Genomic DNA, 26,741 nt, shown 5'->3' with positions numbered 1-26,741 from the left:
CCTTGATCTACGAGGTGTTGGCTCCCGACGAGCTGCAGCCAGGACCCCGGCGGCCACCGCCGCGAGCGCCAGCGGCGCGGGCCGCCCGCGCCGCGCCCCCGCGCGCCGGACACCGTCCCCGCGCCCCTCAGGTTCCCCTGTACCGCTCACCGCTGCCCTCCTCAGGCCGGCCGTCCGTCCGCGGCCCGTACACCGGCGCGTACGTCCACGGTCGACGCTGGGACGCGGCCGCCCGCCGCCCGGTTCCGCGCGGCGGACCTCCCGGCACGGCACGGGCACCGCAGCCGTCAGGCCCCGTACTCGGCCATCCGCGCGACCAGCAGCACCGACGCCGGGTCGACCCGCACGCGCGAGGTCCGCACGGGCGCGTCCTGCGGGACCGGCCCCGCGGGCCGCGCCGCCCAGCGCGCCGCCATCCTGGCGCAGTCGCCCCGCAGTTCCGCGAGGCACGCCCAGGGCTCGACGCCCACATCGCCGCCCGGCCGGATTCCTCGCACACCCTGAGTCGTCATGGACTCACGGTACGCACCGTGGGCGTACCGGGCGAAACCGGGCACTCCCGCGATTTCCGGCCGGTACCCCCGGGCCTCTCCCGCACGCCGCGCGCGGATGGCGGTAGCGTGAAGCGCCCACCGTTCGTGACCCCCAGGAGCGTTCACGCCGTGCGAATCGCGATCTCCGGCTCCATCGCCACCGACCACCTGATGACCTTCCCGGGACGGTTCTCCGACCAGCTCGTCGCCGACCAGCTCCACACGGTCTCCCTGTCGTTCCTCGTCGACAACCTCGACGTGCGCAGGGGTGGCGTCGCTCCCAACATCTGCTTCGGCATGGGCCAGCTCGGCCTGCGGCCCATCCTCGTCGGCGCGGCGGGCGAGGACTTCGACGAGTACCGCGCCTGGCTGGAGCGGCACGGCGTCGACACCGCCTCCGTCCACATCTCCGACCATCTGCACACCGCGCGCTTCGTGTGCACCACGGACACCGACCACAACCAGATCGGGTCCTTCTACACCGGCGCCATGAGCGAGGCGCGGCTCATCGAGATCCAGCACGTCGCCGACCGTGTCGGCGGCCTCGACCTGGTGCTGATCGGCGCCGACGACCCCGAGGCGATGCTCCGGCACACCGAGGAGTGCCGCACCCGCGGCATCCCGTTCGCCGCCGACTTCTCCCAGCAGATCGCCCGCATGGAGGGCGACGACATCCGCGCCCTCCTCGAAGGCGCCACCTACCTCTTCTCCAACGAGTACGAGAAGGGCCTCATCGAGGCCAAGACCGGCTGGACCGACGCCGAGATCCTCAGCCGCGTCGGGTACCGCATCACCACCCTCGGCAAGAACGGCGCCCGCGTCGAGAAGGCGGGGCACCCCGCCGTCGAGGTCGGCTGCGCCCAGGAGGAGACCAAGGCCGACCCGACCGGCGTCGGCGACGCCTTCCGCGCAGGCTTCCTCGCGGGCCTGTCCTGGGGCGTCCCGATGGAGCGCGCCGCCCAGATCGGCTGCATGCTGGCGACGCTCGCCATCGAGACCGTCGGCACCCAGGAGTACACGCTGGCGCGCCACCACTTCATGGAGCGCTTCACCAAGGCGTACGGCCACGACGCCGCCACCGAGGTCCAGGCGCACCTGGCCGCCTGACCCTCCGCGCCCGGCGGTTCACGACAGCCGGCGGACCACGTACGCGACACCGCGGTCCGCCGGCCGTTCGCCCAGGTACTCCTGCCCCCGCATCCCGCACCACGCGGGGATGTCGAGGCGGGCCGCCTCGTCGTCCGAGAGCACGGCGACCGTCCCGCCCACCGGCACCCGGCCGAAGACCTTCGCCAGCTCGATCACCGGGATCGGGCACCGCCTGCCCAGCGCGTCCACCACCAGTTCCCCGGTGGGCCCGGGGGCCGCCGCGGGCTCCGGGGGCTCGGGGGACTCAGCGGCAGCGGCAGCCGGGGCCCGGGACCCAGGGGACCCAGGGGAAGCGGCAGCCGGGGCCGCGAGCCGCGCCCGCACCGCGGCGACCGCGCCGGGCAGCACCGCGAGGAACCGCTCCACGTCCGCCCGCCCGGTGCCGCAGGGCAGCGACACCCGTACGTTGCCCTCCGACAGCACGCCCATCGCGCGCAGCACATGGCTCGGCGTCAGCGTGTCGCTCGTGCATGAGGAACCGGACGACACCGAGAAGTCCGCACGGTCGAGCTCGTGCAGCAGTGCCTCACCGTCGACATAGAGACACGAGAACGTCACCAGGTGCGGCAGCCGCGCCACCGGATCGCCCACCACCTCCACGTCGGGCACCAGCTCCGGCACCCGCGTCCTGACCAGGTCCACCAGCTCCGACAGGCGCCGCGCCTCGGCCTCCGCCTCCGTCCGCACGGCACGCAGCGACGCCACCGCAGCCACCACGGCGGGGATGTTGACGAAGCCGGGCGAGCGCCCCGACTCCCGCTCGTCGGCGGGCCCCCGCACCGCGTACCTGACCCCCTTGCGCACCGCGAGCAGCCCCACGCCCGCGGGCCCGCCCCACTTGTGCGCGCTCGCCGCAAGCAGCGACCAGGCGCCTTCCACCGGGCCCCAGCCCAGCGACTGCGCCGCGTCCACCAGCAGCGGCACCCCGCGTTCCCGGCAGACCTCGGCCACCTCGGCCACCGGCTGGACCGTGCCCACCTCGTGGTTGGCCGACTGGAGGCACGCGAGCGCCGTGTCCGCGCGCAGCGCCTCGCCGTACGCGGCCGGCGCCACCGCCCCGTACCGGTCGACCGGCACCTCCGTCAGCGAGCCCCCGGCGTCCGCCGCGGCCCGTGCCGCGTGCAGCACCGACGAGTGCTCGACCGCGGAGACCACCGCGTGCCCCCCGACACGCCGACGCCCGGACAGAGCCCCGGAGATTCCGGCGTGGACCGCGTGCGTCCCCGAAGGAGTGAAAACCAGCTCGTCCGCGCGACACCCCACGGCCTCCGCCGCGGCCTCCCGCGCCGCGTCGAGGAGCAGCGCGGCGCGCCGCCCCTCCCGGTAGAGGCGGGCGGGATCGGCCCACCCCTCGTCCAGGGACGCCTGCAGCGCCCGGCGGGCCACGGGGTGCAGCGGCGCTGAGGAGGCGGAGTCGAAGTAGGACACGCCGCGAGGCTAACCCGGACCCCCGCCGCCAGGGCCGGAAGGAGCGTCAGAAGCGGGGCCCGGCCAGGGGTTGAATCCCTTCGGGGACTCGGACGGCGCGTTGGGCACCCTCCCCGCGCGACGCCAAATAGCGTCCAGTAGGGTTTGGTCCGCATAAACATCAAACCCCTGCCCGTGACCGGGCCGGCGACGACCGAGACGGCCGCAGCCGGCCGCGCGGGCGAGACTCTCGGGAAGGCGCTACGTGAGTCCCAACGGCTCCGACCGCTCGTCGCGGCGCCCGATGCGGCGGAAGCTGCCGCAGGTGGTGCTGACCGCGGGCCTGATCATGGTGACCGCCACCGGTTGCTCTTACAAGGATTTCCCACGCCTTGGTCTACCGACTCCGGTCACGGAGCAGGGACCTCGGATCCTCTCCCTCTGGCAGGGATCGTGGGCGGCGGCGCTGGTGGTCGGCGTCCTCGTCTGGGGCCTGATCATCTGGAGCGTCATCTTCCACCGGCGCAGCCGCACGAAGGTGGAGGTGCCGCCGCAGACCCGGTACAACCTCCCCATCGAGATGCTGTACACGGTGGTGCCGCTGATCGTCGTATCGGTGTTCTTCTACTTCACCGCGCGCGACGAGTCCAAGCTCCTCGACCTGTCTCCCAAGCCCGCCCACACCATCAACGTGGTCGGCTACCAGTGGAGCTGGGCCTTCAACTACGTCGAGAACGTGGACGGCGACGACGCGACGGGTTCCAAGATCCCGAGCGAGCTCAGCGCCATCCCGGACAAGTTCACGAAGGCGTTCCCCAAGGGCGCCGAGGGTGTCTACGACGCCGGTGTGCCGGCCGAGCGCAACCCCCAGACCGGGAACCCCGGACCGACGCTCTGGCTCCCCAAGGGCCAGAAGGTCCGGTTCATCCTGACGTCGCGCGACGTCATCCATGACTTCTGGGTGCTGCCCTTCCTCATGAAGATGGACGTCATCCCCGGCCACACCAACTCCTTCGAGGTCACGCCGACCCAGGAAGGCACCTTCCGCGGCAAGTGCGCCGAGCTGTGCGGCGTGGACCACTCGCGGATGCTCTTCAACGTCAAGATCGTTTCTCCGGAGCGCTACGAGCAGCACCTGAAGGACCTGGCGAAGAAGGGCCAGAACGGCTACGTCCCGGCGGGCATCGCCCAGACGGGTCCGGCCAGGAACGCGGAGGACAAGACACTGTGAGCATCCTCAACGAACAACCCAAGGGTGCCGAGGACGCGTACGCGGACGAGCTGCCGGTGCGCAGCCGGCAGCCCGGAAACGTGGTCGTGAAGTGGGTGACCACGACCGACCACAAGACGATCGGGTCGCTCTACCTGATCACGTCGTTCGCGTTCTTCTGCATCGGCGGCCTGCTCGCCCTCGTGATGCGCGCGGAGCTGGCAAGGCCCGGTCTCCAGATCCTGTCGAACGAGCAGTTCAACCAGGCGTTCACGATGCACGGCACGATCATGCTGCTGATGTTCGCGACGCCGCTGTTCGCCGGCTTCGCGAACTGGATCATGCCGCTCCAGATCGGCGCGCCCGACGTGGCGTTCCCGAGGCTCAACGCCTTCGCGTACTGGCTGTACCTGTTCGGCTCGCTCATCGCCGTCGGCGGCTTCCTCACCCCCCAGGGTGCGGCCGACTTCGGCTGGTTCGCGTACTCGCCGCTGTCCAGCGCGGTCAACTCGCCGGGCGTCGGCGGCGACCTGTGGATCATGGGTCTCGCCTTCTCCGGCTTCGGTACGATCCTCGGCTCGGTCAACTTCATCACCACGATCATCTGCATGCGCGCGCCCGGCATGACGATGTTCCGGATGCCGATCTTCACCTGGAACGTGCTGCTGACCGGTGTGCTGGTCCTGCTCGCCTTCCCGGTGCTGGCCGCCGCCCTGTTCGCCCTGGAGGCCGACCGCAAGTTCGGGGCACACGTCTTCGACGCCGCCAACGGCGGGGCGCTGCTGTGGCAACACCTCTTCTGGTTCTTCGGCCATCCAGAGGTGTACATCATCGCGATCCCGTTCTTCGGCATCATCTCCGAGGTCATCCCGGTCTTCAGCCGCAAGCCGATGTTCGGCTACATCGGCCTGGTCGCCGCGACGATCTCCATCGCCGGCCTCTCCGTGACCGTGTGGGCGCACCACATGTACGTGACCGGCGGCGTGCTCCTGCCGTTCTTCTCCTTCATGACCTTCCTCATCGCGGTACCGACCGGTGTGAAGTTCTTCAACTGGATCGGCACCATGTGGAAGGGGTCGCTCTCCTTCGAGACCCCGATGCTCTGGTCGATCGGCTTCCTGATCACCTTCGCCTTCGGCGGCCTCACCGGCGTCATCCTGGCCTCGCCGCCGCTCGACTTCCACATCTCCGACTCGTACTTCGTGGTGGCGCACTTCCACTACGTGGTGTTCGGCACCGTGGTGTTCGCGATGTTCGCCGGATTCCACTTCTGGTGGCCCAAGTTCACCGGCAAGATGCTGGACGAGCGCCTCGGCAAGATCACGTTCTGGACGCTGTTCGTCGGCTTCCACGGCACGTTCCTCGTCCAGCACTGGCTGGGGGCCGAGGGCATGCCGCGGCGCTACGCGGACTACCTGGCGAGCGACGGCTTCACCACGCTGAACACGATCTCGACGATCAGCTCCTTCCTGCTCGGCCTGTCGATCCTGCCGTTCTTCTACAACGTCTGGAAGACCGCCAAGTACGGCAAGAAGGTCGAGGTCGACGACCCGTGGGGCTACGGACGTTCGCTGGAGTGGGCCACCTCGTGCCCGCCGCCGCGGCACAACTTCCTCACGCTGCCGCGCATCCGCTCCGAATCGCCGGCGTTCGACCTGCACCACCCGGAGATCGCGGCCCTGGACCAGCTCGCCCACGTCGAGGGTGACAAGGCCCTGGCCGGCAGCACCGGCAAGGAGGCCGGCAAGTGAAGATCCAAGGTCGGCTCTTTCTCTGGCTGAGCCTTTTCGTCCTCGTCGTCGCGATCGTCTACGGCTACTGGTCGCGCGAGACCGTCGGCACAGTGGCGCTGTTCCTGGCCTTCGGCCTGGCGCTGATGATCGGCTTCTACCTGTCCTTCACGGCCCGCCGCATGGACGAGCTGGCGCAGGACGACAAGGAGGCCGACGTCGCGGACGAGGCCGGCGAGGTCGGGTTCTTCTCCCCGCACAGCTGGGCCCCCGTCTCGCTGAGCATCGGCGGCGCGCTCGCCTTCACCTCCGTCGCGCTCGGCTGGTGGCTGCTGTACTTCTCGGCGCCGCTCATCATGCTCGGCCTGTGGGGCTGGGTCTTCGAGTACTACCGCGGTGAGAACCGCAACCAGTAGCACAGAGCGGTACGGCGAGGGGCCCGGACACTCCGACACGGAGGTCCGGGTCCCTCTTTTGCCTCACCCGTCGCGCCGGGGGTGACGAAGCTTCATACCGTGAGGCCATGAACGACACGCCTCGCTACCGCACCGTTGCCGGCTGCGCCCTGCTGCTCGCGTCCCTCGGGGCGGGCGCCGCGGCGTGCGGCGGCACCGACAGCGGGAAACTGTCCACGCATCCCTACGACGCGGCCGACCAGGTCTCGTTCGGGACGGCAGGCCACGACAAGAAGCCGGTGGCCCTGAACAAGCCCCTGGAGATCACCGCGAAGGACGGCGACGGACGGATCACCGACGTCACCGCCGTCGACACCGCGGGCCACCACCTGGCGGGCGAACTCGCCGCGGACGGCCTGCGGTGGCACTCCACCGCGCCGCTCACCGCGGGCACCCGCTACACCGTGCGGGTCGCCACGGAGAACGACGACGGCAAGCCCGGTGGCCGCACCCTCACCTTCGACACCGCGCCCCCGCCCTCCAGCAAGCAGCTGAAGGTCACCTTCGGGCCCGAGAGCGGCGAGTACGGCGTGGGCGAGCCGATCACCGCGAAGCTCAGCGCCCCGGTGAAGTCGCAGGCCGCGCGCGCCGTCGTGGAGCGCTCCCTCAAGGTCACCTCCGTACCCGCGACCGAGGGCTCCTGGTACTGGGTCGACTCCACCCATCTGCACTACCGGCCGCAGCAGTACTGGCCGAGCCACGCCAGCATCAGGGCGACGAGCAACCTCGGCGGCGTGAAGGTCGAGGGCAAGCTCTACGGCGCTGCGTCCAAGCCCCTCAGCATCACCACGGGCGAGCGCCTGATCGCCGTCACCGACGCGGCGGAGCACCGGATGAAGGTGTACCGGGACGGCAAGGAGATCAACGACCTGCCGGTCACCACAGGCAAGCCGGGCTTCGAGACCCGCGACGGCATCAAGGTCGTCCTGGAGAAGCAGTCGTTCGTCCAGATGAAGAGTTCCACCGTGGGCATCGCCGCGGGCAGCTCCGACTCGTACGACCTGCCGGTGCACTGGGCCACCCGGGTGACGTGGAGCGGTGAGTACGTGCACGCCGCGCCCTGGTCGGTGGGTTCACAGGGCGCCGCCAACGTCAGCCACGGCTGTGTCGGCATGTCGACCGACGACGCCGAGTGGTTCTTCGACACGGTGCGCCCCGGCGACATCGTGCAGGTCGTCAACAGCGGCGGTGACGAGATGGAGCCGTTCGGCAACGGCTTCGGCGACTGGAACCTCGACTGGAAGAAGTGGCAGAAGGGCTCCGCGATACAGGGGGGCGGGTCCGCCACCGGCGACAAGAGCGCCGTCAACTCCTCGCAGAACGTCGTCCAGGCGTCGCGTCTGCGCCCCGCGGTCTGACCCGCGGTCGGCGCGGCGCACGCCGTGCGGGGGACAGCACGGTGCCGCCCCTGAGCCCTGTGAGAGGGCTCAGGGGCGGCACCGGCGCGTCAGCGGGACGGCGGGGACTCGGGCATCAGGAGCGGGACGGCGCGGACTCAGGCGTCCACGGCGAGCCTGCGGCGCAGCAGCGAGGCGAGCGCCTCCGCCAGGTCCACGGGTTCCACCGGAAGAGTGACAGCCGCGTCGGCGCGGCTCCACGTCGCGAGCCAGGAGTCCTGCGGCCTGCCGATCAGCAGCAGCACGGGCGGGCAGCGGAAGACCTCGTCCTTGATCTGCCGGCACACGCCCATGCCGCCCGCGGGGGCGGTCTCCCCGTCCAGTACGCAGACGTCCACACCGCCCCGGTCGAGGGCGTCCAGCACGGCGGGCAGTGTCGCGCATTCGAGGAACTCGACCTCCGGCACATCGGCGGCGGGCCTGCGCCCCGCGGCCAGCCGGACCTGCTCGCGGGTGTTGGCGTCGTCGCTGTAGACAAGCACGGTGGCGGTCGGCCGCATTGTTCCTCCATGGTTTGAGGCGTCTGCGAGGGCCCGCGACGGGTCGCCCGCCGTCGGACCGATGCGCCGGATGCTACTCCGTCCCACGCCCCGTCAGCACCGGTGCGGACGGCTGTTGACTGAGCCGTTCGGGCTGGACACAGGCCATAGACACACCGAACGGGACCCCCGGGAGTGAGGGCGGGATAAGCGACCGACATAATGTCGGTCGTGGCGACAGCAACGACAGTAGAAACCGGGCCCGCGCACCCGACGGTCAATCGGCCGAACCTCACCAGCGTCGGAACGATCATCTGGTTGAGTTCCGAGCTGATGTTCTTCGCGGCCCTCTTCGCGATGTACTTCACCCTGCGTTCGGTGACGGGCGAGGCCCACTGGCACTCCATGGCCTCGCACCTGAACGTCCCGTTCTCCGCGGGCAACACCACGATCCTGGTGCTCTCCTCCCTCACCTGCCAGCTCGGCGTGTTCGCCGCGGAGCGCGGTGACGTGAAGAAGCTCAGGGCCTGGTTCGTGGTCACGTTCGTCATGGGTGCGATCTTCATCGGCGGCCAGATCTTCGAGTACACGAACCTGGTCAAGGAGGACGGCATCTCGCTCTCCTCCGACCCGTACGGTTCGGTGTTCTACCTGACCACCGGCTTCCACGGCATGCACGTGACGGGCGGCCTCATCGCCTTCCTGTTCGTGCTCGGCCGTACGTACGTGGCCAAGAGATTCACCCACGAGCAGGCTACGGCCGCCATCGTCGTGTCCTACTACTGGCACTTCGTCGATGTCGTCTGGATCGGCCTTTTCGCCACGATCTACCTGATCAAGTAGCGGGCATCGCGCCCGACGCGCTCGCACACACTCCAGAAGCACCGACGCAGAAGATCCTGACACCGGGGTAATCCGTGAAAAAGCTCTCCGCACGACGACGCCACCCGCTGGCGGCGGTCGTCGTCCTACTCCTCGCGCTGGCGGCCACAGGGGGGCTGTACGCCGCGTTCGCGCCCGCGGACAAGGCGCAAGCTGACACTTCCGCCCAGTCCCTCGCCATCGACGAGGGCAAGAAGCTGTACGACGTCGGCTGTGCCAGCTGCCACGGAACCGGTGGTCAGGGCAGCTCCGACGGCCCCAGCCTGGTCGGCGTGGGCGCCGCGGCCGTGGACTTCCAGGTCGGCACGGGCCGCATGCCCGCCCAGCAGCCCGGCCCGCAGATCGAGAAGAAGAAGGTCCAGTACTCGCAGGGGCAGATCGACCAGCTCGCCGCGTACGTCGCCTCGCTCGGCGCCGGGCCGAACGTCCCGACCTCGCAGGAGTACAACCCCGCAGGATCGGACGTCGCCAAGGGCGGCGAACTCTTCCGCACGAACTGCACCCAGTGCCACAACTTCAGCGGTGAGGGCGGCGCGCTGACGAACGGCAAGTTCGCGCCCAACCTCGAAGGCGTCTCGGCGAAGCACATCTACGAGGCCATGCAGACCGGCCCGCAGAACATGCCGTCCTTCCCGGACACGACGATGCCGACGAAGCAGAAGCAGGAGATCATCGCCTACATCAAGACGGTCAACGGCTCGCAGTCCGCGTCGCCGGGCGGTCTGAAGCTCGGCGGCCTCGGCCCCGTCAGTGAGGGCCTGTTCGCCTGGATCTTCGGTCTGGGCGCCCTCATCGCCGTCGCCGTCTGGATCGCGGCCCACACCGCTAAGGCCAAGAAGTCATGAGCACCCACGACACCCCCTCAGAAGCGCACCTGCCGAGCGAGCAGGCGCACGGCCCCCTCGCCCGCGGTGAAGAGGACCCGTTCGCGGACCCGGGGCTCCCCCCGCACCTGCCGCGCATCCAGGACATCGACGAGCGGGCCGCCAAGCGGTCCGAGCGCACCGTCGCCTTCCTGTTCGTCCTCTCGATGCTGGCCACCGTGGCGTTCATCGCCTCGTACGTGGCGTTCCCGGTCGACAAGATCGTCTACATCTTCCCGTTCGGGCACGTCAGCATCCTGAACTTCGCCCTGGGCATCACGCTCGGCATCGCGCTGTTCTGCATCGGCGCGGGCGCCGTGCACTGGGCCAGGACCCTGATGTCGGACCGCGAGGTCCCCGACGACCGGCACGCCATCGAGGCGCCGCCCGAGGTCCGCGCAAAGGTGATGCAGGACTTCGCCGACGGCGCCGCGGAGTCCGGCTTCGGCCGCCGCAAGCTGGTGCGCAACACCCTGTTCGGCGCCATGGCGCTCGTCCCGCTCTCCGGCGTGATGCTTCTGCGCGACCTCGGTCCGCTGCCGGAGAAGAAGCTGCGCTCCACCATGTGGGCCAAGGGCAAGCAGCTCATCAACATGAACACGATGCAGCCGCTGCGCCCCGAGGACGTCTCCGTGGGCTCGCTCACCTTCGCCATGCCCGACGGGCTGAAGGAGGACAGCGAGGACTTCCAGGAGCAGATCGCCAAGGCGGCCCTGATGATCGTCCGCATCCAGCCGGACGAGATCAAGGACAAGCGCGAGCTGGACTGGTCCCACCAGGGCATCGTGGCCTACTCGAAGATCTGCACCCACGTCGGCTGCCCCATCAGCCTCTACGAGCAGCAGACGCACCACGTTCTGTGCCCGTGCCACCAGTCCACCTTCGACCTCTCCGACGGCGCCAAGGTCATCTTCGGCCCGGCCGGCCACCCCCTCCCGCAGCTGCGGATCGGTGTGAACAGCCAGGGCAACCTGGAGGCGCTCGGCGACTTCGACCAGCCCGTCGGTCCTGCCTTCTGGGAGCGCGGATGAGTACTCCGAGCGACGACAACCGCCAGGTACCCGCGGGCGAGCGCCTCGCGGACTGGGCGGACGGCCGGCTGGGGATCTACTCCCTGGCCAAGGCCAACATGCGCAAGATCTTCCCGGACCACTGGTCCTTCATGCTCGGTGAGGTCTCGCTCTACAGCTTCATCATCATCATCCTCACGGGTGTGTACCTGACGCTGTTCTTCCACCCGTCGATGAACGAGGTGGTCTACCACGGCAGTTACGTCCCGCTGCAGGGCATCCGGATGTCCGAGGCCTTCAGCTCTACGCTGAACATCAGCTTCGACGTCCGCGGCGGCCTGCTGATCCGGCAGATCCACCACTGGGCCGCGCTCATCTTCCTCGCGGCGATGTTCGTGCACATGATGCGCGTGTTCTTCACCGGCGCGTTCCGCAAGCCGCGCGAGGTCAACTGGCTGTTCGGCTTCCTGCTGTTCGTCCTGGGCATGTTCACCGGCTTCACCGGCTACTCGCTCCCCGACGACCTGCTCTCCGGCACTGGTGTCCGCTTCATGGAGGGCGCGATCCTGTCCGTGCCGATCGTCGGCACGTACCTGTCGATGTTCCTCTACGGCGGCGAGTTCCCCGGCGGCGACTTCGTCGCCCGGTTCTACTCGGTCCACATCCTCCTGCTGCCCGGCATCATGCTGGGGCTGGTGGCGGCCCACCTGATCCTGGTCTTCTACCACAAGCACACGCAGTTCGCGGGCCCCGGCCGCACCGAGAAGAACGTCGTCGGCATGCCGCTGCTGCCGATCTACATGGCCAAGGCCGGCGGCTTCTTCTTCCTGGTCTTCGGCCTGATCGCGATCGTCGCCGCGATCGCCACGATCAACCCGATCTGGGCGATCGGGCCCTACCGGCCCGACCAGGTGTCGACCGGCGCCCAGCCGGACTGGTACATGGGCTTCTCCGAGGGCCTGATCCGTGTGATGCCGGGCTGGGAGATCAACTTCGCGGGCCACACGCTGGTCCTCGGCGTCTTCATCCCGCTGGTGATCTTCCCGCTGGTGCTCGCCGCGATCGCGGTCTACCCGTTCATCGAGGCCTGGGTCACCGGGGACAAGCGCGAGCACCACATCGCGGACCGGCCGCGCAACGCGCCGACCCGCACCGGCTTCGGTGCCGCGTGGATCTCCTGGTACTTCGTCCTGCTCGTCGGTGGCGGCAACGACCTCTGGGCCACGCACTTCCACCTGTCGATCAACGCGATCACCTGGTTCGTGCGCGTGGCGTTCTTCGTCGTGCCTGTCCTCGTCTTCATCGTCACCAAGCGGGTCTGCATGGGCCTGCAGCGGCGCGACGCGGAGAAGGTCCTGCACGGGCGGGAGTCCGGCCTCATCAAGCGGCTGCCGCACGGCGAGTTCGTCGAGGTCCACACCCCGCTCGACCAGGCGGACCTCTTCAAGCTCACCGCGCACGAGCAGTACGAGCCGCTGGAGATCGGCGAGACCGTCGACGAGAACGGCGTACGGCGCAAGGTCGGCCGCGGCGAGAAGCTGCGGGCGCGCCTGAGCAAGGGCTACTACGGCGAGGGCAACCAGATCCCCAAGCCGACCGCAGAGGAGTACAAGGAGATCACCAGCGGCCACGGCCACCACTGATCCCGCACCACTGTCCGCCACGCACCGGGCCCCGGTCCGGTCCCCGCAAGGGGGCCGCGCCGGGGCCCGGCCGCGTGCGCGTCCCCGCGCCCGGCCCGGGGCCGCCCCGCCGATAGGCTGTCGCCCAGCGGCGGCGCGGCCCGCCGCCCGCCCCGGCAGGACGCCGGCGGACCCACTCACCCCAGGAGCGACCATGAGCGCTGTGACCCCCGCCGGAGGCGACACCGCGGCGGTCCCGTCCTGGCCGGGTGTGCTGAACGCGTTGCTGCGGGGCGAGGACCTCGACGCCGGGCAGACGGCCTGGGCGATGGACCGCATCATGAGCGGCGAGGCCACGAACGCGCAGATCGCGGGGTTCGCGGTGGCGCTGCGCGCCAAGGGCGAGACGGTCGAGGAGGTCACGGGCCTGGTCAGGGCGATGTACGAGCACGCCCGCACCATCGAGATCCCCGGCCGTACCGTCGACATCGTCGGCACCGGCGGCGACCTCGCGAAGACCGTCAACATCTCCACCATGGCCGCGGTCGTGGTGGCGGGCACCGGCGCGAAGGTCGTCAAGCACGGCAGCCGCGCCTCGTCGTCGCGGAGCGGCGCGTCGGACGTGCTGGAGAAGCTCGGCGTCAACCTGGACCTGAGCCCCGAGCGGGTGGCGGAGGTGGCCGACGAGGCCGGCATCACCTTCTGCTTCGCGGTCAGGTTCCATCCCGCGCTGCGGCACGCGGCGACCGCGCGCCGCGAGCTGGGCGCCCAGACGACGTTCAACATCCTGGGGCCGCTGACCAACCCGGCGCGGGTGCGCGCCCAGGCGGTCGGTGTCGCGGACGCGCGCATGGCGCCGATCGTCGCGGGCGTCCTCGCGGAGCGCGGCAACTCCGCGCTGGTCTTCCGCGGTGACGACGGCCTCGACGAGCTCACCACGACGGCGACGTCCCGGGTCTGGCGGGTACGGGAAGGGCGCGTGCGCGAGGAGCCCTTCGACCCGCGCTCCGTCGGCCTCGACATCGTGCCCGTCTCGGCGCTGCGCGGCCAGGACGCCTCGTACAACGCGGATGTCGCGCGCCGGCTGTTCGCGGGCGAGCGCGGCCCGGTGCGCGACGCGGTCCTGCTCAACGCCGCCGCGGCGCTCGTCGCCCTCGACCAGACCGACGACGCGCTCGACGTCCAGCTGGCCGCGGGCCTGGTCAGGGCCGCGGAGTCCGTCGACTCGGGCGCCGCAGCGCGGGCCCTGGCGGGCTGGGTCGCGGCCACCAACCGCTGAACCGCGCGCCCCCGTGACGCCCGCTCAGGCCGCCCGCCGGCCGCGGGCGGCACGGGGGACTTGCAGAGAACTCGTACGTGTGTGGCATACTCGCGGCCAAGGTCATGAGTGACAGCGACTACGGCCCCGGCCCGCTGTCCGGCAACCCTCCGTCCGTGGCGGGGTGCCCCGGGTGAAGACCAGGCCGTGGGCAGCGAGGTCCGCGGCAAGCGCGGGCCCTTAGTCTCCACTGGGGTCCAGGTCCTCAGAGGGAGCTGCCGTACCCATGCGAATGCGATAGGCGCAGAGCGCCCCTCCGTGTCCCCGCCGCCTCAGGCACACGTCTCGCACCCCAGAAGGCTTCGCCATGTCCGTACACCTGGATGCCCCCGTCACCCCCGCCCCGCTGCCCGTGCTCGGCACCGAGGTCTGCGCCCCGCTCGCCGACGGCACCGAGATCCCGTACGCCGCGCTCGACTACGCGGCGAGCGCACCCGCGCTGCGGCGCGTGTGGGAGGACGTCGCCGCGTACCTGCCGTACTACGGCAGCGTGCACCGCGGCGCCGGCCACCTCTCGCGGCTGTCCACCGACCTGTTCGAGGAGAGCAGGCGCACCGTCGCCGCCTTCCTCGGCTGCCGCCCCGACGACCGGGTCGTCTTCACCCGGTCCACCACCGACTCGCTGAACCTGCTGGCCACGTCGCTGCCCGAGGGGTGCGAGGTCTTCGTCTTCGAGACCGAGCACCACGCGGCGCTGCTGCCGTGGCAGCGCACCGCGTCCGTGACGTACCTCGACGCGCCGCGCTCGCCGGTCGCCGCTGTCGCCACGCTGGACGCGGCGCTCGCCGCCCGCGACACCGCGCGGCCCGCGCTGGTCTGTGTGACCGGCGCGTCCAATGTGACGGGCGAGCTGTGGCCGGTGCCCGAGCTGGCCGCCGCGGCGCACCGGCACGGCGCCCGGATCGTGCTGGACGCGGCGCAGCTGGTGCCGCACCTGCCGGTCGACGTGGCCGCGCTCGACGTGGACTGGGTCGCCTTCTCCGGCCACAAGCTGTACGCGCCGTTCGGCGCGGGTGTCCTCGCGGGCCGCGCGGACTGGCTGCGCGAGGCAGCGCCGTACCTCGCGGGCGGCGGCGCCACCCGGCGGGTCGCGCGGACCGCGGACGGCGGGGTGGAGACCGACTGGAACACCGACGACTCCCGGCACGAGGCGGGATCACCCAACGTGGTCGGCGCCTACGCCATCGCCTCCGCCTGCCGGGCGCTGGCCGAGGCCGGGTTCGAGAACCTCGCCGCGCGGGAGCAGCTGCTGCTCGGCCGGCTCGTCTCCGGCCTCGCCGAGCTGCCCCGGGTGCGGGTGCTGAGCCTGTTCGGCGAGGGCGCGCACCGGGTCGGCGTGGTGTCGTTCGTCGTCGAGGGATACGACAGCTCCGCCTTCGCCGCCGCGCTCTCCGACCGGTATGGGATCGGCGTGCGCGACGGGCTGTTCTGCGCGCACCCGCTGGTGCGGCTGCTGACCGGCGCGGCGGCGGGGGAGGGCGCGGGCTGCGGGGAGGGGCCGCTGAACGCGGTGCGGGTCAGCTTCGGCGCCGGCACGCCCGAGGAGCACATCGAGCGGTTCGTACGGGCCGTGCGCGAACTGACCGCCTGAGCGCGGTGGGGCCCGGGAGGGCTCAGGCGAGGAGGCCGACCCGGAAGGGCTCAGGCGTCGAGGCCGATCGAGAACGCCGTCTCCAGGTCGTGCTGGGAGTACGCGCGGAACGCGACGTGCGTGTCGGTCGCCTCGACGCCGGGGATCTTGCTGATCCGGCCGGGGATCACGTCCGCCAGGTCTTCGTGCTGCCCGACCCGCACCATCGCGATGAGGTCGTACGTGCCGGTGACGGAGAACACCTCGCTGACGGAGTCCAGCGTGGCGATCGACTCGGCGATCTCGGGGATCCGGTCGACACTGGTCTTGATGAGCACGATCGCGGTGATCACGGCTGACGTTCTCCCTCGGTGGCCACGGCTTGGCCGTTCACTCTACCGGGCCGCAGATAGCGCACGGCCGCGTAGGCGAAGCCGCAGGTGAACCCCACCAGGTGGGCCAGGTAGGCGACCTCGGGCCCGGCGCCCGCCGCGCCCTGGGCCTGCCGTTGGGCGAGCCACTGGAGCGCGAACCAGAACAGCAGCACGATCCACGCGGGAAAGCGCAGCGGCAGGAAGAAGAGGAACGGGAAGACGCTGGTCACCCGGGCCTTGGGGAAGAGGAACAGGAACGCCCCGAGCACCCCGGAGATCGCCCCGGAGGCGCCCACGAGCGTCTGCGAGCTGCCGGCGTTGGCCACGGCGTAGGCGGACATCGCCAGCGCGCCCACCACCAGGTAGAAGACGGCGAAGTGGAGCCGTCCCATGCGCTCCTCGGCCATCGTGCCGAAGACGTAGAGGAACAGCATGTTCCCCAGCAGGTGCAGCCAGTTCCCGTGCACGAACAGCGCGGTCAGCGGGGTGAGCAGCGCGTGCGGCGACCCGGAGGTCAGCTGGTCGGGGACGATGCCCCAGCGCTGGAAGTACGCGCTCTGCGCGGCCAGCAGCGCCTCGCCCTTCCCGTACGCGGGATCGAGGCCCGACACTGGACTGACCAGGAAGGCCAGGCAGCACAGGCCGATCAGGGCACACGTCACCACGGGTCCGCGCACGGTCCGCCTTCTGCTCACCGACAGAGCATGACGCACCGGGACGGATCGGGGCGGACCGCCTCGCCGGATTGACAGGTTCCGGAGGGGGCGGAGGCCGTAGGGTTACGGGGCCGGGAGCGTTGCCGTGGCGACACGGGGCCGCCGGGAGACGGTCCACCAGGGGCCGTCCGGAAGGAGCATGAGGTAGTGGGGTGACGGATCGTGGAGCAGCCCGCGGGCGGGGCTGAGCCGACCGGTGCGGTGGACGGGAGCGGTGATGAGCCGCAGGAGGCGTTCGACCGGCCGCTGCCCGAAGGGGTGCGGCGCAAGGTCGTCGCGCTGGTCTCCGACGCCTTCGGCGGGCTGACCGTCGCGGAGCTGCCGGGCCAGCTGCGCCAGTACGCCCGGTTCACCCCGGCGCGGCGCGCCAGGTTCGGCGGCACCGCGATGGCCGCGGCCCTGGAGAGCGACCCCCTGTTCAGGCAGCGCGTCGGCGAGCGGTACGCCGAGGCGGAGCCCGAGCTCGCCGCCGCCGTCGCCGCGGGCTCGCCGCCCGCGGCCGCGGACCCGGTCGACATCGCCGCCGCCGCGTACGTACTGCGGCCGCCCGGATGGGTGAAGCTGGTGGTCGCGGCGGGCGAGGAGGCGGAGCGCGCGCACGCCGAGCGCGCGGACGACGAGGCGCGGCGCGAACTCGAACGGCTCCGGGAGGAGCTCGCCGCCGCGAAGACCCTGACCCGCACGGAGACCGAGCGGCTGCGGGAGGAGCTGGCCGCGGCCCGCAGGGAGACCGAGTCGCTCCACCGCAAGCTGCGCAGCGCGCTCAGCGACGTGAAGCGCGGCGAGGCGGCGCTGCGCAAGGCCACGGCCGAGACGGAGGCGGCGCGCGCCGAGGCGGCCGTGCAGGTGTCGGCCGCCGAGAGCGAGACCCGGCGGGTCCGCTCGCGCCTCACCGAGGCCGAGGCCGCCGTGGAGGCGGCGCGCCGCGCCTCCCGCGAGGGCCGCTCGGTGGAGGACATGCGGCTGCGGCTGCTGCTCGACACGGTCCTCGACGCCGCGCAGGGGCTGCGGCGCGAGCTGGCGCTGCCCCCGGCGGCGACCCGGCCCGCCGACACGGTCGACGCGGTGGAGCCGGGGCGGATGTCGCCCAAGGACGTGGCGGCGCGCGCCCTGTCCGCGACGGACCCCGCGCTCCTCGACCAACTGCTCGCGCTGCCGCAGGCGCACCTGCTGGTCGACGGCTACAACGTGACGAAGACCGGCTATCCGACCATGCCGCTGGACAAGCAGCGGCTCCGGCTGCTCGGCGGCCTCTCGATGCTCGCGGCGCAGAGCGGCGCCGAGGTGACGTGCGTCTTCGACGGCGCCGAGCTGGCCGCGCCCGTGCTGCTCGCGCCGCCGCGCGGGGTGCGGGTGCTGTTCTCCAAACCGGGTGTCACGGCCGACGAGCTGATCCGCCGGCTGGTACGGGCCGAGCCGCCGGGGCGGCCCGTGGTGGTGGTCTCCACCGACCGGGAGGTGGCCGACGGGGTCGCCGCCGCCGGGGCGCGGCCCGTCGCGTCCGCTCTGCTGCTGAAGCGGCTTTCGCGGTCCTGAATAACTCCTGCGTACAATGCCCGAATTGAAGGGTCACCCAGGGCAGCGGAAAGTCAGCTGACCATTACTGTCTGTGTAAAGTCCGTATTTTATGCCCTCCTGGCGAAGATTTTTGCCGTTGGGATTTGAACTGATCACGAGAAGGTCACTAGGGTCGGGTCGAACCTTCGCGCGGTTGATCGTCCACCCGGGGCGAACAGCGAAGGTGCCGCCGAATTCGCGTAGTTCAGCTCATACGGGGGAGCGGGCGCGCGGAGCCGGAGCCGGAGCAGTCCGCCGCGCGGCGGACTGCGCAGGTCCCAGCAGGCGGTTGAGGAAGAAGGAGCTCGCCTTCGTGGCGTCCCACCGTCGTCCCAAGCAGCCGAACCGCACCCGTGTCACGGTGCTCACCGCCACGGCCGCAGCCGCCGTCGCCCTCACCTCGCAGGCCGCGCACGCCGACCCGAAGCCGACGGGCAAGGACCTCAAGGCCGTCAAGTCGAAGGTCGACGACCTCTACCACCAGGCGGAGCAGGCGACGGAGAAGTACGACGGCGCGAAGGACCAGGAGTCCAAGCTCCAGAAGGACGTCGACAACCTCCAGGACAAGGTCGCCCGCGGTCAGGACGAGCTCAACACGATGCGGGACGCGCTCGGCGCGATGGCCACCGCCCAGTACCGCACCGGCGGCATCGACCCGTCCGTGCAGCTGTTCCTCTCCGCCAACCCGGACACGTACCTGGACAAGGCCTCCACCATGGACCAGGTCAGCGCCAAGCAGGCCGACCAGCTCCGGGAGATCCAGGCCAAGCAGCGGGAGCTCGCGCAGGAGCGCGAAGAGGCCCAGAGCAAGATGAAGGACCTCGCGGACACCCGCAAGGAACTGGGCGCCAAGAAGAAGGAAGTCCAGGGCAAGCTCGCCGCCGCGCAGAAGCTGCTCAACACCCTCACCGCCCAGCAGCGCGCCCAGCTCCAGCAGCAGGACGCGCAGCGCGCCGACCGCTCCAGCTCCCGGGTGGACCTGGGCAACGCGGTCCCCGCCTCGCAGCGCGCGGCCGCCGCCTTCGCCGCCGCGCAGACCCGGATCGGCGACCCGTACGTCTACGGCGCCACCGGCCCCTCCTCCTTCGACTGCTCCGGCCTGATGATGTGGTCCTACGCCCAGGCAGGCGTCTCCATACCGCGCACCTCGCAGGCCCAGGGCGCCGCGGGACCGCATCTGACACGCGATCAGCTCCAGGTCGGCGACCTGGTCATCTTCTTCGGCGACGCCAGCCACGTCGGCATGTACGCGGGCAACGGCCAGGTGCTGCACGCCCCGCACCCCGGCGCCAGCGTCCGCTACGAGTCGATGGACGACATGCCCTTCGAGTACGGCGTCCGCGTCGGCTGAGCCGGCGCCACCAGGACCCGCTTCCCCGGCACACCGCCCCGCGCACCGCCCGAACGGGCGATGCCGCGGGGCGCGTTGCTGACGCCACGACCCGGCGGTGACCTCCCGGTCTTCCGCGACGTGCCCGCGCCGCACGCGAGCCGGTCTTTGGACCGGGCGTGATCGCGCGGCTACTGTCTGCTCCGCGCGGCACGGGCCGCGTCGGCGCGCATCCGCGCGTCCAGCGGAAGGGAGTGCGGCTCCTGTGGTGTCCCATCGCCGTCCACCGGTGTCAGGTCCTGGCAGAGGAGCCCGCGGCGGAGCCGTCGTCGCACTCTCCGCGGCCGCCGCGAGCGCCGCGGCCGCACTTGGCTCCGCCCCCGCGGGCGCGGAGCCGAGGGACACCCCCGAGGCGACCCGCGCCACCGTGGACGCGCTCTACGAGCAGGCCGAGCGCGCCACCGACCAGTACAACGCCGCCACCGACCGCGTCCACGCCATCACCACCCGGCTGCACACCGCGCAGGACGCGCTCGCCCGCGGCCAGGCCCGCGTCAACACCATGCGGGGCGTGCTCAGTTCGGTCGTCGGCGCCCAGTACCGCTCGGGCGGTATCGACCCGTCGCTCGCCCTGCTGCTGACCTCCGACCCCGACACCTACCTCGAACGAGCCACCCTTCTCGACCGGGTAGGCGACCGCGAGTCCGGCGCGCTGCACCGCCTGGAGGAGGCCGAGCGCGGGCTCGCGCAGCGGCGCGCCGCCGCCGCCCAGGACCTCGCCGCCCTGCGCGCGGGCCGCGCCTCGGTCGCCCGCCACAAGCAGACCGTGCAGGCCAGGCTCGACCACGCACGCCGCCTGCTCGCCGCCCTGCCCGCGGCCGAGCGCGACCCCTACGGCCGCGCCTCCCGCGCCGACGACCGCTTCACCCTGCCCACCGGGGCCGGGGGGCCCGCGTCCGCGCGCGCCGCCGCGGCCGTCGCCGCCGTCCGGTCCGCGCTCGGCCGCCCGTACGCCTGGGGCGCGAGCGGCCCCGGCAGCTTCGACTGCTCGGGGCTGATGCAGTGGGCCTACGCCCAGGCGGGCGTGGCACTGCCGCGCACCTCCCAGGCCCAGCGGTACGCGGGCCGGCGCATCCCGCTCTCCGAGGCCCGCCCCGGCGACCTCGTCGCCTACCGCGCCGACGCCAGCCACATCGCCATGTACGTCGGCCACGGCCAGGTCGTCCACGCGCCCTACCCCGGCGCCAGGGTCCGCTACGACCCCGTCACCATGCTCCCCGTCTCCTCCGTCACCCGCGTCTGACGACCCGCGCGCACGGGCCGCCGCCACCCCCTACGATCGGCACCGTGGCAGTCCCGTACGGCACCCCCGGCGCGCGGCGCGGTGCCGCCCCGGGCCGCCCCGCGGCCCGCCGGCGGCCGTACACCCTGCTCGCCCTCTGCCTCGCCCTGTGCGCCCTCGCCGCCTGCGCCCCCGCCGCGCCGCGCGTCGCGGCCGACACCACGGGGCAGGACGTGCGCCGGGTGCTCGCCCGGCGCGCCGCCGCCGTGCTGCACCGCGACCGCGCCGCCTACCTCGCCGTCCTCGACCCGCGCGGCAGCACGCTGCGGGCCGCCCAGGACACGGAGTTCACCGACCTCGCCGCCGTACCGCTGCGCTCCTGGCGCTACGACGTGACCGACGTCGCGCTAACCGGCGACACCGCCACCGTCCGTGCCGTGCTGCGCTACCGCGTCACCGGCTACGACACCGCCCCGGTCTCCACGCCCCGCTTCCTGGAGTTCGGCCGGCGCGCGGGCCACTGGTACCTCACCCTGGACCGGCCAGGCGCGGGAGGCGCGCAGCAGCTGTGGCAGCAGGGCCGCGTCGAGGCCGTGCGGGGCGCCCGCAGCCTGGTGCTCGGCGTCGGCCAGGGCACCGCGCGGCTGCGGACGGTGGCCGCGGAGGCCGACCGGGCCGTGCCGGCGGCCGGCAGGGCGTGGCCGGGCCGCTGGGAGCGCCGCGTCGTCGTCTACGTACCGGCCTCGCTCGACGCGATGGCCGCCCTGCTCGGCCGCGCCCCCGGCGCCTACCGCGGCATCGCCGCCGTCACCACGGGCGAGACCGGCGGCGCGGGGGCCGCGCCCGCCGACCGGATCATCGTCAACCCCGACGCGTACGGCACCCTCAGCGGCTTCGGGCAGCAGGTCGTGCTCACCCACGAGACCACCCATGTCGCGACCCGCGGCGCCACCACCGCGGCCACCCCGACCTGGCTGTCCGAGGGGTTCGCCGACTGGTCCGCGTACCGCGCCTCGAAGCGCACCGCCGGAGCGCTCGCGCCCGAACTCCGCACGTCCGTGCGCAGGGACGGCCCGCCGCGCGACCTGCCGGCCGACGGCGACTTCGCCTTCGGCTCGGAACCCGACGCGACGGCCAGGGCGTACGAGGAGAGCTGGCTCGCGTGCGCGCTGATCGCCGAGCGGTGGGGCGCGGACCGGCTCGCGGCCTTCTACCGGGTGGTCGGCGCCCACGACGGGCGCGCGGGCGCCGTCGCCGGGGCACTGCACGACGTACTCGGTACGACGCAGGCCGACTTCACCCGGCAGTGGCGCGCGTATCTGACGCGGCGTCTCGACTGATCCCGTCCCCGTCCTCGTCCCCGTCCCCGTCGCCCTCCCCGTCCTCGTCCGCCGGGTCCGCGGCGCCGGGCGGCGCGCCGGTCACCGCGCGCCGCCACAGCCGGCGCGCGCCGGTCAGCGTCGCGGCCACCAGCAGGCCGTTGCGGACCGCGAGCAGCGCGATGCCCTGCGTGTCGCTCGCGACCACATGGCCGAAGCCGCCGGGGAACTCCAGCAGGGTCACCCCCGTCGCGAGCAGCACCAGCGCGGCGGGCGGCGCCATCGCGCTCTCCCGCACCACCAGGCACACCGCCGCGAGTCCCACGAGCCACAGCATGTACTGGGGGCTGATCACCCGGCTCGTCGTGGTGAACACCAGTACCGCGACGAACGCCGCGTCGCACAGCGTCGCCGTGGTGAACACCCGCGCCCGCACCCGCCACCACAGCAGCCAGCAGAACCCGAGCGCCGTCAGGCCGAGCGCCGCGTCGGAGACGGCCGAGACGTACGGGCCCATGAACTCCACGGACCCGTAGTTCAACAGCACCTGGCCCTGCCAGCCGAAGTGCCGCGCCACATGGAAGACCAGCGAGCCGAGCGACTCCACCTCGGTGCCGCGGTCGCGCTGGAAGGTGAGGAACGCGAAGGCGCCGGGCCCGTACAGCGTGCACACCAGCACCACCGCGGCGCCCACCATCACCGCGGACGCCCACGACAGGCGGGTCCACCGGCCGCGCGGGGTGCCGAGGAGCAGCAGCACCGGCCACACTTTCAGCAGGGCGCCGAGCCCCGCGAGGCCGCCCATCAGGCGCGGGTGGCCCGCCGCCCCCGCCGCCCTGCGCCGCCGCACGCCGCCGATCCCCGCGAGCAGCGCCGCCACGGCGACCGCGGTCACCATCACGTCGTAGCGCGCGTACGCGGTCGGGCCGAGCAGCGCGACGCCCGCGGTCCACACCCACGCGCCCCGCGTCGACCTGCCGGGGCGGGTACCCGCGCGCAGCAGCAGTGCGAAGCCCGCGGCGTCGCACACGCACGCCAGCACGTAGAAGGCGGAGGCGTAGCCGAGGAACGGCAGCAGGGCGGGGGAGAGGATCGCGAACGCGGCGGCGGGCGGGTACTGCCAGGTCACGTCCGTCAGCGGATACGTGCCGGTCCTCAGCACCTCGTACCAGCCGTGGTAGATCCCGGACACGTCACTCGTCACGTCGGGGCCCGGCAGGTGCCAGAACCACGGCACCTTGAAGACCAGCAGGAGCAGGGCCGCTCTGGTCAGGACCCACAGGGCGATCACGCCGACCGTGCTCCGTGCCCTGTGGCCGTACGCGCCCGCCATTGACCGTCCCGTCGTGTACCCGTCGTGCTGCCCGTACGCACGGATGAGTACGCGTGCGCGGGGCCATGATGCCGGGCGCGGCGGCCCGGGGGCCAACGGACGCGGCCGCGCGGGTGGCGGAGGGCGGTAGTGTCGGCGGCGATGCGCAAGACCCTGATCGTGACCAACGACTTCCCGCCGCGGCCCGGCGGCATCCAGGCCTTCCTGCACAACATGGCGCTGCGGCTCGACCCGGACCGCCTCGTCGTCTACGCCTCCACCTGGAAGCGGACCGCGGAGGGCCGCGAGGCCACGGCCGCGTTCGACGCGGAGCAGCCCTTCACGGTGGTGCGCGACCCGGTCACGATGCTGCTGCCGACCCCCCGCGTGACCCGCAGGGCGGCCGGGCTGCTGCGCGAGCACGGCTGCGAGTCCGTCTGGTTCGGGGCCGCGGCCCCGCTCGGCCTGATGGCGCCCGCGCTGCGCGCCGCGGGCGCGCGGCGGCTGGTCGCGACCACCCACGGGCACGAGGCGGGCTGGGCCCAGCTGCCGGGGGCGCGGCGGCTGCTGCGGCGGATCGGCGAGGGCACCGACACCCTCACCTACCTCGGCGAGTACACCCGCTCGCGGATCGCCGCCGCGCTCACGCCCGCCGCGGCCGCCCGGATGGTGCAGCTGCCGCCCGGCGTCGACGAGAAGACCTTCCACCCGGACTCCGGCGGGGCCGCGGTGCGCGAGCGGCTCGGCCTCACCGAGCGGCCCGTGGTCGTCTGCGTCTCCCGGCTCGTCCCGCGCAAGGGCCAGGACACGCTGATCGACGCGCTGCCCGCGGTGCTCGCCGCGGTGCCCGACGCTGCGCTGCTGATCGTCGGCGGCGGCCCCTACGAGAAGTCCCTGCGCGAGCGGGCGGTACGGGCGGGCGTGGCCTCCTCCGTCGTCTTCACCGGCGCCGTGCCCTGGCCCGAGCTGCCCGCCCACTACGGCGCGGGCGACGTCTTCGCGATGCCCTGCCGCACCCGCAGGGGCGGCCTCGACGTCGAGGGGCTCGGCATCGTCTACCTGGAGGCGTCCGCGACGGGCCTGCCGGTCGTGGCGGGCGACTCGGGCGGCGCCCCCGACGCGGTCCTCGACGGCGAGACCGGCTGGGTCGTCCACGACCGAGCCCAGACGGCCGCCAGGATCGTCCGCCTGCTGGCCGACCGCGACCTGCGCCGCCGCATGGGCGAGCGGGGCAGGCAGTGGGTGGAGGAGCGCTGGCGCTGGGACCTGCTCGCCGAGCGGCTGCGCGAGCTGCTGTAGGGGGCTGAGCCGCGGGAGCGCGCGGGCGCGCGGCCTCGGCCCTTCAGGTCGTGTACAGCGCCTCGATGTCCTCGGCGAACTCCTTGGTCACCACATTGCGCCGCAGCTTGAGCGACGGCGTCAGATGGCCGTCCTCCTCGGTGAACTGCCGCGTGAGGATGCGGAACTTGCGGACCGACTCCGCCCGCGACACCTGAGCGTTGCCCTCGTCCACGGCCCGCTGGACCTCCGCGAGCAGCTCCGGGTCGAGCCGCAGCGACGCCACCGTCGAGTCCGCGGGCCTGCGGTGCTCCTTCGCCCACCGGGCGAGGAACTCCTCGTCCAGGGTGATCAGCGCGCCCACGAACGGGCGCCCGTCGCCCACCACCATGCACTCGGCGACCAGCGCGTGCGCCCTGATCCGGTCCTCGATCACGGCGGGCGCCACGTTCTTGCCGCCCGCCGTGACCAGGATCTCCTTCTTCCTGCCGGTGATCGTCAGATAGCCGTCTCCGTCGAGCGAGCCCACGTCGCCGGTGCGGAACCAGCCGTCCACCAGCGCCTGCGCGGTGGCCTCAGGATTGCCCCAGTACTCCCTGAACAGGTGCTCGCCGTGGAGCAGCACCTCGCCGTCGTCGTCGATCCGCACCACGGAGCCGGGCAGCGGCTGACCCACGGTGCCGATCTTCTGCCGGTCCCACGGGTTGAAGGTCGTCGCGCCGCACGACTCCGTCAGGCCGTACCCCTCAAGGACGGTGAAGCCGATGCCGCGGAAGAAGTGGCCGAGGCGCTCGCCGAGCGGCGCGCCGCCCGAGATCGCGTACTCGCCGCGCCCGCCGAGCACTCCGCGCAGCCTCGCGAACACCAGCCGGTCGAAGAGGCGGTGGCGCAGCCGCAGCCCGAGCGACGGGCCCTGCGGGGTGTCCAGCGCGCGCGAGTAGGCGACGGCCGTGCGCGCCGCCCGGTCGAAGACGGCGCCCCTGCCGCCCTCGTACGCCGTCATCCTGGCCGCGTTGTAGACCTTCTCGAAGACCCGCGGCACGCCCAGGACCAGCGTCGGCCTGAACGCGGCCAGTTCGTCGGTCAGGTGCCTGGTGTCCTCAAGGCAGCCCAGCTTGATCGGCGCCATCACACAGGCCACCTGCACGATCCGGCCGAAGACGTGCGCGCCCGGCAGGAACAGCAGCAGCGAGGAGTCGCCCGTGCGGAACAGCGGTTTGAGGCGCTCCACGATGTTCCCGCACTCCGCGAAGAAGTTGCGGTGCGTCAGGACGCAGCCCTTGGGGCGGCCCGTCGTGCCCGAGGTGTAGACGATCGTCGCGGGGTCGTCGGCCCGGCCGCCCGCCGACCGTTCCTCGACCTCGCGGTCCGCCACCCCGGCGCCCGCAGCGGCCAGCCGGTCCAGGTCGCCCGCCTCAAGACACCACACCTCGCGCACCGCGGGCAGCTCCGGGCGGAGCGCCTCCACCAGCGCCGCGTGCTCCTTGCTCTCCACGACCGCGGCGACCGCGCCGCAGTCGGCGAGGATCCACCGCACCTGCTCGGCCGAACTGGTCTCGAAGACCGGCACGGTGACCGCGCCGACGCTCCAGATCGCGAAGTCGAGCCGCACCCACTCGTAGCGGGTGCGGGACATCAGGACGACCCGGTCGCCCGGCCCGACGCCCGCCGCGATCAGACCCTTCGCGCTCTCGCGCACGTCGGCGGCGAACCGGCGGGCCGTCACGTCCTGCCAGGCGCCGTCCACTCTCCGGCCGAACAGGGGGGTGTCGGGGTGCTGCGCGGCATTGCGGCGGACCAGGTCCGTCAGAGTGCCGTCCGACGGGACCTCGTACAGGGCCGGAAGACTGAACTCGCGCAAGACTGCTGCTCCTCGTCGGGCGCCGGCGCGATGTCCGTCCGCGCTCCTCGGCTGCGGTGGCGCTCGGACCGCCCGGAGATGCTACCC

At 72.2% G+C, this 26,741-nt stretch carries 23 protein-coding genes and 1 riboswitch; of the genes, 16 read left to right on the top strand and 7 right to left on the bottom strand.

Translation table 11 applies throughout. The features are described from left to right. Positions 1-287 precede the first annotated feature (287 nt). Complete coding sequence (locus ABEA77_RS27005; RefSeq protein ID WP_345652894.1) at positions 288-512, bottom strand: hypothetical protein; 225 nt, start codon at positions 510-512, stop codon at positions 288-290. Positions 513-662: 150 nt separating this feature from the next. Between ABEA77_RS27005 and ABEA77_RS27000 the strand changes: the two genes are divergently transcribed. Then, complete coding sequence (locus ABEA77_RS27000) at positions 663-1,640, top strand: carbohydrate kinase family protein (protein ID WP_345652892.1); 978 nt, start codon at positions 663-665, stop codon at positions 1,638-1,640. A gap of 18 nt (positions 1,641-1,658) precedes the next feature. On the opposite strand, the gene ABEA77_RS26995 is transcribed toward ABEA77_RS27000, so the two are convergent. Continuing rightward, entirely contained in the window at positions 1,659-3,110 is a 1,452-nt protein-coding gene (locus ABEA77_RS26995; protein WP_345652890.1) for a cysteine desulfurase/sulfurtransferase TusA family protein, read from the bottom strand. 244 nt (positions 3,111-3,354) lie between these two features. Between ABEA77_RS26995 and ctaC the strand changes: the two genes are divergently transcribed. The 4 genes from ctaC to ABEA77_RS26975 all read left to right on the top strand — a co-directional run bounded on the left by ctaC (position 3,355) and on the right by ABEA77_RS26975 (position 7,842). Next, positions 3,355-4,320: an aa3-type cytochrome oxidase subunit II gene (gene ctaC / locus ABEA77_RS26990; RefSeq protein ID WP_345652888.1), complete on the top strand. Its 966-nt coding sequence runs from the start codon at positions 3,355-3,357 to the stop codon at positions 4,318-4,320. Then, positions 4,317-6,050 (top strand): aa3-type cytochrome oxidase subunit I, encoded by a 1,734-nt coding sequence (ctaD, locus tag ABEA77_RS26985; protein ID WP_345652885.1) that lies wholly within the window; start codon positions 4,317-4,319, stop codon positions 6,048-6,050. The genes ctaC and ctaD overlap by 4 nt, the downstream gene beginning before the upstream one ends. After that, positions 6,047-6,445 carry a cytochrome c oxidase subunit 4 gene (locus ABEA77_RS26980; RefSeq protein ID WP_345652882.1) on the top strand — a complete coding sequence of 133 codons (399 nt, stop codon included), beginning with the start codon at positions 6,047-6,049 and terminating at the stop codon, positions 6,443-6,445. Before ctaD ends, ABEA77_RS26980 begins: the two co-directional genes overlap by 4 nt. A gap of 107 nt (positions 6,446-6,552) precedes the next feature. Beyond that, entirely contained in the window at positions 6,553-7,842 is a 1,290-nt protein-coding gene (locus tag ABEA77_RS26975; protein WP_345652879.1) for a L,D-transpeptidase, read from the top strand. Positions 7,843-7,979: 137 nt separating this feature from the next. Here the strand turns inward: ABEA77_RS26975 and ABEA77_RS26970 are convergent, their stop codons facing one another. Continuing rightward, on the bottom strand, positions 7,980-8,381 hold the full coding sequence (locus ABEA77_RS26970; protein ID WP_345652876.1) for a DNA-binding transcriptional response regulator: 402 nt from the start codon (positions 8,379-8,381) through the stop codon (positions 7,980-7,982). Between the two features lie 201 nt (positions 8,382-8,582). On the opposite strand from ABEA77_RS26970, the gene ctaE reads away from it, so the two are divergent. From ctaE to ABEA77_RS26940, 6 genes are all read left to right on the top strand, one after another. Continuing rightward, complete coding sequence (ctaE, locus tag ABEA77_RS26965; protein ID WP_345652873.1) at positions 8,583-9,203, top strand: aa3-type cytochrome oxidase subunit III; 621 nt, start codon at positions 8,583-8,585, stop codon at positions 9,201-9,203. 74 nt (positions 9,204-9,277) lie between these two features. Beyond that, positions 9,278-10,087, top strand: coding sequence for a cytochrome bc1 complex diheme cytochrome c subunit (gene qcrC / locus ABEA77_RS26960; RefSeq protein WP_345652870.1), 810 nt, complete (start codon positions 9,278-9,280; stop codon positions 10,085-10,087). Next, positions 10,084-11,136 carry a cytochrome bc1 complex Rieske iron-sulfur subunit gene (qcrA, locus tag ABEA77_RS26955; RefSeq protein ID WP_345652867.1) on the top strand — a complete coding sequence of 351 codons (1,053 nt, stop codon included), beginning with the start codon at positions 10,084-10,086 and terminating at the stop codon, positions 11,134-11,136. The genes qcrC and qcrA overlap by 4 nt, the downstream gene beginning before the upstream one ends. Further along, positions 11,133-12,758: a cytochrome bc1 complex cytochrome b subunit gene (gene qcrB / locus ABEA77_RS26950; RefSeq protein WP_345652864.1), complete on the top strand. Its 1,626-nt coding sequence runs from the start codon at positions 11,133-11,135 to the stop codon at positions 12,756-12,758. The genes qcrA and qcrB overlap by 4 nt, the downstream gene beginning before the upstream one ends. Positions 12,759-12,951: 193 nt before the next feature. Next, positions 12,952-14,016 carry an anthranilate phosphoribosyltransferase gene (trpD, locus tag ABEA77_RS26945; protein WP_345652861.1) on the top strand — a complete coding sequence of 355 codons (1,065 nt, stop codon included), beginning with the start codon at positions 12,952-12,954 and terminating at the stop codon, positions 14,014-14,016. Between the two features lie 100 nt (positions 14,017-14,116). Continuing rightward, positions 14,117-14,234: riboswitch (SAM riboswitch) on the top strand. Positions 14,235-14,362: 128 nt separating this feature from the next. Next, positions 14,363-15,646 (top strand): aminotransferase class V-fold PLP-dependent enzyme, encoded by a 1,284-nt coding sequence (locus ABEA77_RS26940; protein ID WP_345652858.1) that lies wholly within the window; start codon positions 14,363-14,365, stop codon positions 15,644-15,646. A gap of 50 nt (positions 15,647-15,696) precedes the next feature. Here ABEA77_RS26940 and ABEA77_RS26935 read toward each other — a convergent pair whose 3' ends face one another. Together ABEA77_RS26935 and ABEA77_RS26930 are read right to left on the bottom strand one after the other, a co-directional pair. Next, the gene (locus ABEA77_RS26935) at positions 15,697-15,978 is read right to left on the bottom strand and encodes an Lrp/AsnC family transcriptional regulator (RefSeq protein WP_345652855.1); all 282 of its coding nucleotides are present in this window, start codon (positions 15,976-15,978) and stop codon (positions 15,697-15,699) included. After that, entirely contained in the window at positions 15,975-16,694 is a 720-nt protein-coding gene (locus ABEA77_RS26930) for a rhomboid family intramembrane serine protease (RefSeq protein ID WP_345652853.1), read from the bottom strand. Before ABEA77_RS26930 ends, ABEA77_RS26935 begins: the two co-directional genes overlap by 4 nt. A gap of 183 nt (positions 16,695-16,877) precedes the next feature. On the opposite strand from ABEA77_RS26930, the gene ABEA77_RS26925 reads away from it, so the two are divergent. From ABEA77_RS26925 to ABEA77_RS26910, 4 genes are all read left to right on the top strand, one after another. Next, on the top strand, positions 16,878-18,251 hold the full coding sequence (locus ABEA77_RS26925) for an NYN domain-containing protein (protein WP_425588400.1): 1,374 nt from the start codon (positions 16,878-16,880) through the stop codon (positions 18,249-18,251). A gap of 334 nt (positions 18,252-18,585) precedes the next feature. Further along, positions 18,586-19,623, top strand: a complete 1,038-nt coding sequence (locus tag ABEA77_RS26920; RefSeq protein ID WP_345652851.1) for a C40 family peptidase — start codon at positions 18,586-18,588, stop codon at positions 19,621-19,623. Between the two features lie 244 nt (positions 19,624-19,867). Further along, positions 19,868-20,905, top strand: coding sequence for a C40 family peptidase (locus ABEA77_RS26915; protein WP_425588399.1), 1,038 nt, complete (start codon positions 19,868-19,870; stop codon positions 20,903-20,905). Positions 20,906-20,949: 44 nt separating this feature from the next. Further along, positions 20,950-22,224: a hypothetical protein gene (locus tag ABEA77_RS26910; protein WP_345652845.1), complete on the top strand. Its 1,275-nt coding sequence runs from the start codon at positions 20,950-20,952 to the stop codon at positions 22,222-22,224. Here the strand turns inward: ABEA77_RS26910 and ABEA77_RS26905 are convergent. Further along, complete coding sequence (locus ABEA77_RS26905; protein ID WP_345652842.1) at positions 22,181-23,536, bottom strand: glycosyltransferase 87 family protein; 1,356 nt, start codon at positions 23,534-23,536, stop codon at positions 22,181-22,183. The genes ABEA77_RS26910 and ABEA77_RS26905 overlap by 44 nt on opposite strands. A gap of 141 nt (positions 23,537-23,677) precedes the next feature. Here ABEA77_RS26905 and ABEA77_RS26900 point away from each other — a divergent pair, with 141 nt between their 5' ends. Beyond that, entirely contained in the window at positions 23,678-24,814 is a 1,137-nt protein-coding gene (locus ABEA77_RS26900) for a glycosyltransferase family 4 protein (protein ID WP_345652839.1), read from the top strand. Positions 24,815-24,857: 43 nt separating this feature from the next. Here the strand turns inward: ABEA77_RS26900 and ABEA77_RS26895 are convergent, their stop codons facing one another. Beyond that, entirely contained in the window at positions 24,858-26,654 is a 1,797-nt protein-coding gene (locus ABEA77_RS26895) for an AMP-dependent synthetase/ligase (protein WP_345652836.1), read from the bottom strand. Positions 26,655-26,741: the final 87 nt, after the last annotated feature.

This window comes from Streptomyces tremellae (genome assembly GCF_039540215.1).
Taxonomy (GTDB): Bacteria; Actinomycetota; Actinomycetes; order Streptomycetales; family Streptomycetaceae; genus Streptomyces; species Streptomyces tremellae.
The sequence above is the reverse complement of the archived record's forward strand: the minus strand, read 5'-3'. Positions and strand labels throughout refer to the sequence as shown.